This window comes from Methylobacterium sp. WL7 (genome assembly GCF_008040085.1).
Classification (GTDB): Bacteria; Pseudomonadota; Alphaproteobacteria; order Rhizobiales; family Beijerinckiaceae; genus Methylobacterium; species Methylobacterium mesophilicum.
This window is the reverse complement of the sequence record NZ_VRVG01000021.1, coordinates 42,904-56,440: the sequence shown is the minus strand read 5'-3', so window position 1 is coordinate 56,440 and position 13,537 is coordinate 42,904. Positions and strand designations below refer to the sequence as shown.

The 13,537-nt window shown below is 66.3% G+C and carries 8 protein-coding genes and 1 pseudogene; 5 read left to right on the top strand and 4 right to left on the bottom strand.

Annotated elements, in window-relative coordinates:
- The coding region (locus FV233_RS08490; RefSeq protein WP_187278078.1) for a S8 family peptidase at positions 1-1,476 on the bottom strand (1,476 nt) is incomplete at its 3' end.
- Between the two features lie 672 nt (positions 1,477-2,148).
- Between FV233_RS08490 and FV233_RS08485 the strand changes: the two genes are divergently transcribed.
- From FV233_RS08485 to FV233_RS08470, 4 genes and pseudogenes are all read left to right on the top strand, one after another.
- Entirely contained in the window at positions 2,149-2,994 is an 846-nt protein-coding gene (locus tag FV233_RS08485) for an AraC family transcriptional regulator (protein ID WP_147853503.1), read from the top strand.
- A 162-nt stretch (positions 2,995-3,156) separates the two neighbouring features.
- Positions 3,157-5,403 (top strand): TonB-dependent siderophore receptor, encoded by a 2,247-nt coding sequence (locus FV233_RS08480; RefSeq protein ID WP_147897223.1) that lies wholly within the window; start codon positions 3,157-3,159, stop codon positions 5,401-5,403.
- Between the two features lie 28 nt (positions 5,404-5,431).
- Positions 5,432-6,981, top strand: a pseudogene (locus tag FV233_RS08475) (PepSY-associated TM helix domain-containing protein).
- A gap of 91 nt (positions 6,982-7,072) precedes the next feature.
- Entirely contained in the window at positions 7,073-7,888 is an 816-nt protein-coding gene (locus FV233_RS08470; protein ID WP_147897222.1) for an FTR1 family protein, read from the top strand.
- Positions 7,889-7,954: 66 nt separating this feature from the next.
- On the opposite strand, the gene FV233_RS08465 is transcribed toward FV233_RS08470, so the two are convergent.
- The 3 genes from FV233_RS08465 to FV233_RS08455 form a co-directional block, all read right to left on the bottom strand.
- Positions 7,955-9,577 (bottom strand): Na+/H+ antiporter, encoded by a 1,623-nt coding sequence (locus FV233_RS08465; protein ID WP_147853499.1) that lies wholly within the window; start codon positions 9,575-9,577, stop codon positions 7,955-7,957.
- Between the two features lie 643 nt (positions 9,578-10,220).
- Positions 10,221-10,406, bottom strand: a complete 186-nt coding sequence (locus FV233_RS08460; RefSeq protein ID WP_147853498.1) for a hypothetical protein — start codon at positions 10,404-10,406, stop codon at positions 10,221-10,223.
- Positions 10,407-10,668: 262 nt separating this feature from the next.
- Complete coding sequence (locus FV233_RS08455; protein ID WP_147853497.1) at positions 10,669-12,018, bottom strand: LLM class flavin-dependent oxidoreductase; 1,350 nt, start codon at positions 12,016-12,018, stop codon at positions 10,669-10,671.
- 590 nt (positions 12,019-12,608) lie between these two features.
- On the opposite strand from FV233_RS08455, the gene FV233_RS08445 reads away from it, so the two are divergent.
- Entirely contained in the window at positions 12,609-13,415 is an 807-nt protein-coding gene (locus FV233_RS08445) for an IclR family transcriptional regulator (protein ID WP_147853496.1), read from the top strand.
- The last annotated feature ends 122 nt before the right edge of the window (positions 13,416-13,537 follow it).

Sequence of the window (13,537 nt, the reverse complement as noted above, 5' to 3'; positions counted from 1 at the left end):
ATAAAGATAGTTCCAATAAATGTTTTCTGATGTCAACTTGATCAAAATTGCGTTGACAATCAGATTTTCGTCCGCTGCGCGCCAAGCCTTCTCAACCGCGCTCTTATAATCGCTGCCGTTCAACCCGATCGCCAGATTGTTCAGGACTGATTTGACAATCCCCTCGGCCTCTTGTGCTGCGGCAACGGTGAGGAGCCGAGCCTGCGTCGCCTTCTTGGCGGGCCACGCCGCAGCCTCGGCATCGTTCTCCTGCTTGCGCTGGACGAGGGCATCTTCGGAGATGTCGTTGGACCAGGTGTCGCTGGTGCCGGTCGGGAGGTTGGCCGCGACGGGTCCGAGGAACTGGCCGGGTCCCTTCATGGCCTTGCTGAGGTCGATCACGCCCCAGCCCCAGATCGCGTTGGGAGCGTTCGGATTGGCGTCTGGCACGCCATCGACCGCGTTGCGATGGTAGGCTGTGGTCAGCAGGACGTCGCGGGCCTGCTGGTTGGTCATGTACGGGTAGCGCTGCATGATCACCGCGAGCGCCCCCGTGGCGTGCGGCGCGGCAATTGAGGTGCCGTCTCCTAACCTGTAGCCGGCAGTTTGTTGGTTCGGGTCGATGCCCCATGTCCTGGCATTCCAGGCAGCACCTGACGTGTAGGGTGGCGCGGCACCGGTGATGGCGCTACCCGGCGCAACGATATACCAATATTTGGCAGCGCCCGCGCGATTCGAGTAATCCGCGAGAACGAGATCCGCGGGGTTTGTGCTGCCGCTGACGTTTTTTGCGGCAGCGCCGACAGCAACCCAGTTTTTTTCGATATCTAACCGGAAATACGGTGCATTCGCTCGAATGCTTGAGTTGCGCGCCCCGCTATTGCCTGCCGCAAAAACCTGAATGATGTCAAACTGCTTTGCGACGTCTGCCGCAGCATCGAGGTAACTGAGCTTGGTGCTCAAGTTTGCGTAAGCACTGCGCAAACCCTCGAGGGTGTTGTAATTGTCCGCGGGGGGTGGATTACCCCAGGACGTGTTGATGGCACGCGCTCCGGCCGCAGCCACGCTGCCGTAGGCGTTCTTGAAGTAGGCGTAATCGGCGTTGAACCCGTACGTCATCTCGTCGGTGGCCTGCGTGTTCGCCACATAGACATTGGCGTTGAACGACACGCCGTGCATGCCGATGCCATCACGGGACGCCCCGATTGTTGCGGTGACTTCCGTTCCGTGGGGATCGTTGTATACGGGGTTGTATGCGCCGGAAACGCTATAGAGTTGGCCGCCGGAGAAGATGGAAGGGCGCGGGGACCGATCGATCGGCCGCCCGAACTTGTCCATGAAGTAGAACCCGTCCGCGCCGAATGTGCCGGTGATGGTCAGCGGCTTGACGCGGCCATCTGCAAATTCCGGGTGTGCGCTATAGACACCGGAATCGACCACCCCGACGGTGACGCCCAGGCCTGTATAGCCGGCCGCGTAAGCATCGGCGGCGTGCATCGCCTCCAGCCCCCACGAGGCTTGATATTCGGGCGTGCGCCAACTCGCTGGATCCGAGGTAGCCAAACTTTGCGCGAGGGCGTGGTGCGAGACCGAGGCTCCTAGGGCTGCCAAGCCGAATGTTGATCTGCGTAGGGCGGTCGCGATTGGCCGGTTTCGATAAGTTCTTCCCGGAGCGCCGTTGTGAATGTGCGCTTTTATATGCATCTCGAATTGCTCTAGCACTGTCCGCAATAGAAAAACGCTCTGAATTGCAGAATCACATCGTTACATCGATGTAATTTTTAGGCGAACTCGGAGGTCATCTTCGATTAGATGTCAAAAAAAATGCGGTACGCAAGCTTTTTGTTGTATACTTTATCGCCATAAATTTGGATTTATATTCAATAACAAGTCTATCGTTAAGTCGGTACATCATGCGGTATCCCAGCGAATGCTTTCGCCAGAGGCAAAAATTTGGCATGTTTATTGCTCGTTCAAGGGCCGATCACCTGGATCGCGGACCCTCCCCAGATTGCCGCCGACTTAATTTCGACGCAGCACTTGGTGCTAGAATTATAAAAATTCAAAACTTAGACACGTCATCGACCGTGCCACAGTTTCGATCTATAAATCGACCATATGAATTCTGAAAATCTAATCAATACTATCTTCCAGCGTCCGGCCAGCACCGTGGCCCATCACCTCGGTGGGTGGCTGAGCGTTTTCACGAACGAGGCGACGTTCGAGGAGACGTTCCGGACGACGGCGCCGGTCGGGACGGGATTGCGCGTGGTCGTCTACCTGCGCGGGCAGACCCGCTTACGGATTGCCGACCTGCCCGCGATCACGATCGAAGCGCCTGCGCTCTTGGTCGGCTTCACCGAGCGGGAACTCGAGAGGGACCAATCCGTCCCGTCGGGTCAGCCCCTGAGCAGCGTCCACGTTCGGGTCGATCCCGATCACGCCAGGGCGAGCCTCGGCTCCATCACGGCGGCCATGGCCCGGCGTTCCCCTGAGCGCGGATTCGTTTTCGAGGGTCGGGCAGCCGACGCGACGGTGCAGGCCGTCGCGTCGCAGATCCTCGCGGCCGCCGGCCCGGCGGGGCAGCCCCTGTACCAGGCGGCCAAGGCCCTCGAACTCCTCGCGATCGTCTTCGCCGCCGAGGCACCGGACGAGCCCGCGGGGGCCACCCGTGCGCTCACGATCGTGGATCATGGGCGGGTCGAAGCCGCGAGCGCGCTGATCCTGGAACGCCTCGATGCCGTGCCGGACTTCGAGGCGGTGGCCCGGCGCGTCGGACTGAAACCGGCCAAGCTCAATCGCGGATTCCGGATCGCATACGGCATGACGCCTTACGCCTTCCTTCAGGAGCGGCGTCTGCAGGCGGCCTACCGGATGCTCGCCAGCCGCGAGGCGACCGTCGGGGAAGTCGCCCAGAGCGTGGGATATACCGCTCCGCACTTCGCGACGCTGTTCAGGAGGCGTTTCGGCATGCCGCCGAGCGCCCTGGCTGCGGCTCGAACGGCGTCGATCTGAGATCTTTAGAACAACACTAAACTCGATCGCATGGATTCGCGTCTCCTGCGAAAGTATCGATCGTTGTTGCGCGTCGGACCGCAGCGTAAGACGGTCATCACGCTTCCGTGAAGGAGCATCGATGTCTGCGGCCCCCCGGCCGCGCGGGGCTCGGACCGAATGTTGACGTACGGGATCATCTGCCGGACGGCCTCGCTATCCCTGGTGGCCGCGAGCGCGTTCGCAGCGATGATCGCCGTAGCCGCGGCTCAGCCGGTTCCGGCCCAGGTCACCCTCGACGAGATCTCGGTGGTCGGGGCGCAGGGCGGCGCCGTCGCGTCCGGTCCGTCGGGCGTCGGCGGCGAGCAGGCGAATGGCCCGGTGCGGGGCTTCACGGCCAAGCGCAGCGCCACCGGCACGAAGACCGATACCGCGCTCATCGCGACACCGCAGTCCATCAGCGTCGTCACCGCCGACCAGATCCGGGCGACGGGTGCGCAGAATCCGAGCGAGGCCCTGCGCTACACCGCCGGCGTGCAGGTCGAGCGTTTCGGCGGCGACCCGCGCTACGACTGGATCAAGGTGCGCGGCTTCGACTTGCCGGAATATCTCGACGGCCTGCAATTGCCGAAGGGCACCTACGCGTGGTCCCGCTACGAGACCTACGGGGTCGAGCGGGTGGAGGTGCTCAAGGGCGCGGCCTCGGTGCTCTACGGGCAGTCCCCGCCCGGCGGCCTCGTCAACTTCGTCAGCAAGAAGCCCCTCGACGTGCCCTACCGCGAGGTGCTGGTGCAGGGCGGCAGCTACGGGCGCCTCGTCGGCGCGTTCGACGTGACCGGCCCGGTGGATCCGGAGAAGACGGTGCTCTACCGCGTAGTCGGCCTCGGCCGGCTGTCGGATACGATCGTCGACCGCGTGAACGACGACCGCGCCTTCATCGCACCGAGCGTGACGTTCCGGCCCGATGCGGCGACGCAGCTCACGGTGCTCGGCTACTACATCAAGGACGATTCGAAGGCCCTGCAGTTCCTGCCCTCTCAGGGTACGCTCACCCCGAACCCTAATGGGCGCATCCGCCGCTCGACCTTCCTGGGCGAGCCGGGCTACGACGCTTTCCGCCGCGAGCAGTTCGGCATCGGCTACCAGTTCGAGCACCATTTCGACGAGGCGCTGACCTTCCGGCAGAACCTGCGCTATTCCGGCGTCAACGTCGACCTGCCGGTGGTGCGCGGCTTCGGCTTCCCGACCAACGCGGCCGGCGCGGTCACCGATTTCCGCAACGTCACCCGCCGGGCCGTGCGCTTCGACGACAACGTCAACGCGTTCACGATGGACAACCAACTCGTCCTGAACGCCGCGACGGGCCCGCTCGCCCACACCCTCCTGTTCGGCCTCGACGTGCGGACCTTCGATCTCGGCTTCGCCACGCGCAACACGTTGACCACCAGCCTGAACGTCTTCGCGCCGGTCTATCGCGGCGTCCAGCCGCTGCCGCCGATCAACGCCCGCATCCGCCAGAACCTGGAACAGGTCGGCGCCTACGTGCAGGACCAGATCCGGCTCGACCGCTGGGTGCTGCTGCTCAGCGGCCGGCACGACACCGTCACGAGCACGACGCTCCAGCAGGTCGGCAACACGCGCATCGAGCAGACCGACCGGGCGTTCACCTACCGCACCGGGCTGCTCTACGAGTTCGAGGCCGGGATCAGCCCGTACGTCAGCTATTCCACGCTGTTCCAGCCCGCGGTCGGCACCGGCTATAACGGCATCGTCCCGCCGACCGCGCTGGGCGCCGGTTCGACGCCGTTCCGGCCCACCACCGGCGACCAGATCGAGGGCGGCGTGAAGTACCAGCCCCCCGGCACCGCAAGCCTGTTCACCCTGGCCGGGTTCTCGATCGACCAGCAGAACGTGCTGGTGCCCACGACATCCGGGTTCCAGGCCCAAGTCGGCGGCGTCCGTGCCGAAGGGTTCGAGGCCGAGGCGAAGGTGACCGCCTTCGAGGGCTTCGACATCGCAGCCGCCTACAGCTACCTCGACGCGCGGATCACCCGGACCGGCACCGGTCCGACCGCGCCGCGGATCGGCGCGCGAATCCCGGTGACGCCCTACAACCAGGCCGCGCTGTTCGCGACCTACAGCGTCCCGGCCGGCCCGCTTCTGGGTCTGACCGTCGGCGGCGGCGTGCGCGTCTTCGGCGACCATTTCGGCGATCTGGCCAACACAATTCGCATCCCGTCCTACACCCTGTTCGACGCGACATTGCGCTACGACCTCGCCCGCCTGGACCCGGCCTGGGCGGGGGCGACCCTGGCGATCAACGCCACGAACCTGTTCGACAAAGTCTATGTCGGGACCTGCGATACCCTCGGATCCTGCTACTACGGCAATCCGCGCACCGTGCTGGCGAGCCTGAGCTACCGGTGGTAGGCGCCGCAGCGGTCGCCGGGATGCGCCGATGAGGGGGACCTTCCGGCAATCGATGGCCTGGCTGCATGCGTGGTCGGGCCTGGTGGTGGGCTGGGTGCTGTTCGCGGTGTTCGTCACCGGCACGGCCAGTTACTACCGGTCCGAGATCTCGCATTGGATGCGGCCCGAACTCCTCGCGACCGCTGAGCCCGAGGCGGACGCGCTGGCGCGAGCGGCCGACCTGGGCGTCCGCTACCTCGAACAGCACGCCGGCGACGCGACCGGCTGGTCGATCGGCATGCCGCGACCGGATTTCCCCGCGATCGAATTGTACTGGCGCTCGCGGCCGGGGCCGCCCACGGGACATGCCCTCCTGGATCCGGAGACCGGCGCGCCGGCCTCGGTGCGCGACACGCGCGGCGGCGACTTCCTCTACCGCTTCCACTTCGAGTTGAGCTTGCCACCCCTGTGGGGACGGTGGCTCGTCGGCGCCTGCGCGATGATCATGCTGATCGCGCTGATTTCGGGGATCGTCACCCATCGCCGCATCGTCACGGACTTCTTCACCTTCCGCCGGGACCGCTCGGCGCAGCGCGGATGGCTGGACGCGCACAACGTGGCGGGCGTGCTGGCGCTGCCCTTCCACCTGATGATCACCTACAGCGGATTGGGGACGCTGGCCCTGCTGTACATGCCCTGGGGCGTTACCACTGCGTATCGCGGCGACGCCCAGCGCTACTTCGCCGAATCCGGGCAGGTCCTGCCGTCCCAAGACCCGGCCGGCCGCCCGGCCGCGCTTCCGCCCCTCGGGCCGATCGTCCTGCGCGTTCTGGCCGAGAGTTCCCAGCCGCTGGAGCGGGTCACGGTCGCCCATCCGCGCGACGCGAACGCGACGGTGCTGGCGATCTTCGAGGAGCCGCACGGACTGGCCCATCTCCATCCGCAGGTCAGCATCGCGGCCGCCACGGGTGCAATCCGCGCGCGGACCCTCCCGGCGGAACCGGCGACCCGGACCCACGCGGTGATGGTCGGACTTCACGAAGCACACTTCGCCGACGCGATGGTGCGCGCGCTCTTCGTCCTGTCGGGCCTCCTGGGCTGCGCCACGATCGCCACGGGCCTCGTTCTCTGGACCGTGGCGCGGGCGCCGAAGCCGCGTGACGCGCGGTCCCTCGGCCTCCGTTTAGTCGAGGCCTTGAACGTCGGCACGATCGTCGGTTTGCCCGCGGCGATCGCCTGCTATCTCCTCGCCAACCGTCTGGTGCCGAGCGATCTCCCGGGTCGGGCCGTTTGGGAGGTCAGGCTGTTCTTCGCCGGTTGGTTCGCGATCGCGCTCATGGCCCTGCTGCGGCCGCGGGCCGTCGATGGCACGAGGCGTTGACCTGTGCGGCCGCACTCTACCTCGCCGTGCCGACGGCCGACCTTTTATCCCGGGGGTGGGTCGCGTTCGCGAGCCAGGCGGCGTTCCTGTGGTTCGACGCCGCGATGCTGGCAACGGCAGCGGTTCTCGCGCTCGCGGCCTGCCGCACGGCCGGTCGCGCGACCATGCCGCAATCGCCGATCGCCCGGCCGGCGCCATCTAGGCCTTCATTGTCGTAGCTTTGGGCGCCTCCTTAGAAACAACGCAAAACATTGCGCTAGAAGTGTCGCACACCGTCCGTATGATCCGCGGGGGCGAAAGAGGTTTCTCATGGACAACGGATCGACGTTCATTCCGGCCTTCACCATTCTGTTCCGGGAGGGCCTGGAAGCGCTGCTGGTGATCGCGGCGCTGGCCGCCTTCATGAGGCGGGCCGATACCGCTCACAGGATCGCCCCGATCTATATCGGCGCCGGAGCCGCGGTGATGGCCAGTCTCGGCATGGCGTGGGTGTTCGAGACCTACTACGACGGCAACCACAACGATCTGATCGAGGCCGGCGTCATGCTGCTGGCCGCCGCCCTCATGTTCTACATGAGCGGTTGGCTGTTCCTGCGGCAGGATCCGAAGGCCTGGCAGGCCGATCTCAACCGGCTGGCTGGGCAAGCGCTCGGGGCCGGGACCGTGCTGTCCCTGGCCGGCATCGCCTTCCTGGCGGTATTCCGCGAGGGTGCGGAGACGGTGCTGTTCCTGCACGCCCTGGCCAGGACCGCCGGTGGCTGGGACGGGTCGCTCTTCGCCGGGCTCGGTGCGGCGGCGCTCGCCCTCGTGGTCCTTTTCGTGGCGATGCAGTGGCTCGCGCTGAAATTGCCCCTCCGGCCGATCTTCGTGCTGACGTCGGCCTTCCTGTTCCTGATGGGCCTGAAGCTCGTCGGGGCCGCGATCCAGGAATTTCAGGAGCAGGCGCTGGTCTCGGTGCACGATGACGGCGTCCCGTCCCTCGTCTCGGATCTCGGCTTCAACGGCAGTTGGGAAGCCCTGGGCGCCCAGGGTGCCGTCGTCCTGTTGGCGGTTGCCGGCCTGCTGTTCGTCCGGAGCCGGAAGACCGAGCCGGCGAACCGGATCAATCCGGCCGTCTCACGCTGAGGGCTCGTCGACGCGCGGTTCAGGTCGAAGGCGCAGGGAGACGATGCGGCCTGTCAGTACGCGTCGTCAGGCGACGAGTCGTGCCTCGATCAAGTCGATCTCACGGACGAGCCGTCGCAGAACCACGTCGTCGATGGCGCGGGAACGACGCAGGCGGTAGAGGGCCTGCCGCTCGGCCTCGATGCCGGCGAGGCGCAGGCGCTTCTCCGTGTGCGCCAACTGCTTGTTGCGGCTGAGATCCTTCCGGGGCTCCGCCGTGGGCGCCTCCAGACCTTCGTAACGGTCCATCGCCCGGGCGCCGGCCTCCACCGCGATGGAGGCGTCTTCGTGCTCCTCGACGAAGCGATGCTGCAGCGCCTCGATGGCCTTCACCGCGTCGTCGCGGGCCGCGGCGCGGGCGGCGTCCTCCTCGGTGTCGTGGCTGGGCTCGGGGGGAAGCCGAAGACCGCGCAAGAGCGGCGGCAGAATCGTACTCGCGAGGACGAGCGAGGTCAGGATTACCCCCATCGCCAGGAGGATGACGAGGTCGCGCCCCGGGAACGGAGTGTTGTCCTTGAGGGTGAGCGGCAGGGTCAGGATGCCCGCCAGGGTGATGGCGCCCTTCACGCCCGCAAGGGTCGTGGCGGCAACGAGGCGCCAGTTCGGCGCGTCCCACCCATCGCCCCGACGGCGCGCCTTCACGAGCACGAACTGAAGGGAGACCCAGACCCAGACGAACCGGATGGCCATCAGGCCCAACGTGATGGCCAGGATCCACGCGACGAGCCAGCCGGCCCCCTGGACGTCGGCCTGCTTGACGGCGTGCCCCAGGACCTCGGGCAGTTGCTCGCCGAGCAGCACGAAGATCGAACCGTTGGCAGCCAGCGCGACCGTGTCCCAGACGGCGGTCCGCCGAACCCGCGTCGCGCCCAGGCTGCGGCCCTGGATCTCGACATAGGTCATGGCGATGCCGGCCGCGACGGCGGCCAGGATACCGGAGGCATGGACGTGCTCGGCGGCGAGGTAGGCGCCGAAGGGCGTCAGCAGGCTGAACAGGATCTGGAGACCGGGATCCTCGCCCGTGCGGCGGCGGAGCAGGTCCTGCGCGCCCATGAGGACGAAGGTCGTCGCGGCGCCGATCGCGACGCCGCCGACGGCGAGCCAGACGAACGTGGTGGCGGCCTGCGGCAGCGAGAAGGTGCCCGTGAGGGCGGCGGCGATGGCAAAGCGCAGGCAGACGAGGCCGGTGGCGTCGTTGAGGAGGGCTTCGCCTTCGAGGATGTGCATCAGGCGGCGCGGCACTGGGGCCTGGGCCGCGATGGAGGACACCGCGATCGGGTCCGTCGGCGAGAGGACGGCGGCGAGCGCGAACGCCACGGCGAGGGGGATGCCGGGAATCAGCCCGTGGATCAGCATGCCGATACCCAGGACCGTCAGGGCCACGAGGCCGAGGGCCAGCGCAAGGATGGTCTTGCCATCCCGGAAGAGGTCGCGCTTGGGGATGCGCCACCCGTCGAGAAACAGGAGCGGCGGCAGGAAAACGAGGAAGAAGATCTCCGGGTCGAGGGCCGTGCTCGGGAGCGGGCCGAGTGCCAGGGCCACGCCGATCGCGATCTGGATCAGGGGCAACGGCAGGGGGAGCAATCGGCCGAGGGCGCCGCTGACCAGAACGGACAGCAGCAGGGCCAGTACGACGGTAACGCTTTCCATTCGCCTCGTTCTCGCAGGGCCGGCGGATTAGCACGACGCCCGACCATAGGGTTCGACCGCCTGATCGGTTCCGCGTTGTAGCGGTCGCCCCAGGATCGTGCGTGGACGCGGGCCTCTTATGTCCCTCGGATGACCGCTAAAGCCAGTGCCGCAGGCGGCATCCGCAGCGCGGTGCGAGACGCGGCCATAGGACCAGCTCTGGTCTATGAGGGGGCGGGCGCTTCCCGTTTGCCCGGCCTCGAACCAAATCAGCCGCCGGTGGCTATCTCGATCCGGCCTTGCTGCGCCCGATCCTGCCGCTCACGAGACCCGTCATTGACGGAAAGCGAGCGAGCAGCGGCTTATACGGAAACCGATGACTATTTTATTTCTCGATCGATAATTTCGCAAATGACGTAAATAAATTTCTGCCTCTACATCGAACGCCTATGCTTCGAAGAACAATAATCTTTTCTATAGAAACTGAAGTTTGCTCCGATAACGTCGGGGACCTGCCCTCGCCGAACGTCGCAACATTGCGGGTCGCGACGTTGGACGGGCTGGTCTGCTCGCAGGTCGGGCGGCGGATTTCAGCGCCCGGGGCCGCCCGCTTCGGCCCGGCTGTGGCCGGGCGCCAGGCTGCCACCCCGAAAGCCGAAGGCCATCAATGCAGGATCCACCCGATCAGACAGATCAACGCCGCGGACGCAGCGATGTAGCCACGCATCCGACTTTCCGCACAGGCAGACTGCGGATCGAAACCGTGCGGCGGCTCATGATCTCGGATGTCGTCGCTCAGGGACATGGTCAAAGCTAAGCCGTACTCCGTCTCGGTGGCGGCGAGGCCCAAGCCTGCATCCGCTCGATCCCGCTGCACACCCGGCCGGTGGATCCTGCCGTCCAAAGAGGACGGTCGAGATCCGATCCCGCTCGTCGCGGGCCTGCAAGGAAGATGCGCTGCGGAGCCATGATCGTGTCGATCCCGGCGCCGGCGGTCAAACGAAACGAACGCTTTTATTCGGCCGCTTCAGAGGACAGCGTTCTTCAGATCTCAGGCGGAACAAGCACGCCTTTGCTGAATCGACAGCCCCTCCGCAAAACCGGCTCTGAATTCACACGCCGGCCGGATCGTCCGGAACCGTCGCGGCCCGGGCGGGCGGGCGCGAGCCCAAGTGGTCCCGGAGCGTCCGGCCCTCGTACTCGCTGCGGAACAGGCCGCGGCGGCGCAACTCGGGGAGCACCAGCGCGATGAAGTCGTCGAGGCCCCCGGGCAGGGTCGCCGGCATGATGTTGAAGCCGTCGGCGCCCTTGGCCCGAAAGCGCTCCTCCATCTCGTCGGCGATCTGGGCGGGCGTTCCGACAATCTGCGAATGGCCCCGGGCTCCGGCGATCCGGAGGTAGAGCTGGCGCAGGGTCAGGCCCTCCCGGCGGGCGAGGTCGAACATCAGCTGCTGGCGCGACTTCGCGCCCTCGGCCTCGGGCAGTTCCGGCACGGGGCCATCGGGATCGTAGCCCGACAGGTCGAAGCCGCCGACCATGCGCTCCAGCAGGGCCAGGCCGACCATCGGGTCGATCAGGTCCTGAAGCGCGTCGAACTTCGCGCGCGCCTCCGCCTCGGTGCGGCCCACCACCGGGAACAGCCCCGGCATCACCTTGAGGTCGTCCCGGGCCCGGCCGAACCGGCCCATCCGCTCCTTCAGGTCGCCGTAGAACGCCACCGCCTCGTCGAGCGTCTGGTTGGCGGTGAACACGATCTCGGCGGTGCGCGCCGCCAGATCCTTCCCGGGCCCCGAGGAGCCCGCCTGGACGAGGACCGGCTGCCCCTGGGGCGTGCGCGAGATGTTGAGCGGTCCACGGACCTCGAAATGCTTGCCGCGGTGGTTCAGCGGCCGGAACCCGTCGGGCTTCGAGAACTGGCCGCAGGCGCGGTCGATGATCACCGCCCCGTCGTCCCAGGTGTTCCACAGGCCCAGGACGACGTCGACGAATTCCTCGGCCCGCTCGTAGCGGTCGGTGTGGCGGGCGATCTGGTCGGTGCCGAAGTTGGCGGCCTCGGCATCGGTCGTCGAGGTGACGAGGTTCCAGCCGGCCCGGCCGCCGCTGAGATGGTCGAGGGACGCGAAGCGCCGGGCGACGTTGTAGGGCTCGTTGAAGCTGGTCGAGGTGGTGGCGACCAGCCCGATCCGGCTCGTGACCGCCGCCAGCGCCGACAGCAGCGTCACCGGCTCGAAATGGGCCGAGCGGGCGGTGCGCTCGCTGGAGCGCAGGTTGCCGTCGCGGATGCCGGTGCCGTCCTCGAGGAACACGAGATCGAACTTCGCGGCCTCGGCCCGGCGCGCCCAGCCGACATAGCGTTCGAGATTGAGCCCGCCATCGGCTTCGCTCGACGGGTGGCGCCATCCGGCCACGTGATGCCCGGTGGCGTAGAAGAAGGCGCCGAGGCGAAGCGTATCCTGTGTCATCGGCCCATCGGGGTTGGAGGCGATGCGTTCTGGGGCAAAGGCGGCAAGGTCGCGCGCGGCGTCAGCGCTTCATGTCCCAATGCCGGCCCGTGAGCCGCTCGAACGTCGCGAACACGATCGTCTCGACGATGAGCCCGATCGCGATGTCCAGCAAGGGGCCGGCGCAGACCCGCTCGGTATAAGGCTCGTTGCGGTTCTGGTTGTATGATCCCGCGATGCGGTGGCGCGGGTCGATCCTGAACCGGTCTGGGTCGTTGGTCCAAGCTGAGAGATGGTTTGGAACGGGGTCTTCTTCGGGTTCAGGCCATGCGCGGCGGCAAGGGCGCGGCTATCGTCGTGCGACGCTTGGAACTCGGGTCGTCCTTCGACAGGCTCAGGATGAGGCGCGCGGCGCCGTTCGGGCGATGCCGTGGCGAACTCCAGCCACAGTGCGTCCTCCGCCTCACGCGTCAGCGTCCATGATGCACCATCACGCCGCGGGATGCAGCGCACACCGATGCCACGACAGGGTCCTCCGACCGGGGATGAAGCCTTTGCAAGTTCGTGCCTGTGAGGCACAGCCCCATGCTTCTCATGCAAGAGGCCTTGCCGTGACTGACGAACCCAAACGGTCACGCGACGGACCGCTGGATCGGGCCCTCGCCATACTGACCTTCGTGGCCGAGCAGAAGAAGGCGCTCTCGGCCGCGGAGATCGCCGATGCGCTCGCCCTGCCGATACCGACCGCGCATCGTCTCATCGGCAACCTCGAGGAACGCGGCCTCGTCCAGAAGGCCCTCGGCACCAAGCGGTATGTCGTCGGGAGCAAGCTGGTGACGCTGTCGGCCAAGACCATCGGCGCGGCGTTCCGGACCGTGCGCCGACACGCCGTCCTCAGCGCCGTGGCCGACCGCATCGGCGAGCAATGCGAGATCGGCGTCGTGCGCGACAACGCGGTGATCTACGTCGACAGCGTGCGATCCAAGCAGCATCAGGGATTGCAGTTCAACCCGGGCGATGCCGCCCCGCTCCACTGCACGTCGACCGGCAAGATCTACATGAGCCGGTTGCCCGCCAAGGATCGACACCGGTTGGCTCATGCGCTCCCGTTGGTCCGGTACACCCCGACGACGATCGCCGATCCCGACGCGCTGCTGGTGCAACTCGAAGAGACGCGGCGCCGCGGTTGGGCGAAGAGCAACCAGGAATTCGTGCTGGGGGTGGTGGGCTGCGCCGTGCCCATCGTCTCGCCGGATGGCGACCTGATCGCGTGCCTGGGCGTTTCGGTTCCGATGGCGCGCGTCGGCTTCGACGGGCTGGATGCCTTCATCGGGCCTCTGCAGAAGGCGGCGGCGCTCCTGTCCAGCACCATCCTGAGCGAGATCGAAGAATCAAGAGATTCTCATATTTCGGAATGAAAACTATCGGCGCTCGATGAAGTACCTCGACGCTGCGCGGCTGTCGTGTATCTTTGGCATACACAAGTTAGGCATACAGCTTTCAGACGAGGCCTATCAGGTCTCGCAGCGCTAACGGCACT

Excerpts from the sequence above, each read along its gene's own strand:
- FV233_RS08455 (WP_147853497.1), bottom strand. The coding sequence starts at position 12,018 with ATGACACAGGATACGCTTCGCCTCGGCGCCTTCTTCTACGCCACCGGG.
- FV233_RS08470 (WP_147897222.1), top strand. The coding sequence starts at position 7,073 with ATGGACAACGGATCGACGTTCATTCCGGCCTTCACCATTCTGTTCCGG.
- FV233_RS08465 (WP_147853499.1), bottom strand. The coding sequence starts at position 9,577 with ATGGAAAGCGTTACCGTCGTACTGGCCCTGCTGCTGTCCGTTCTGGTC.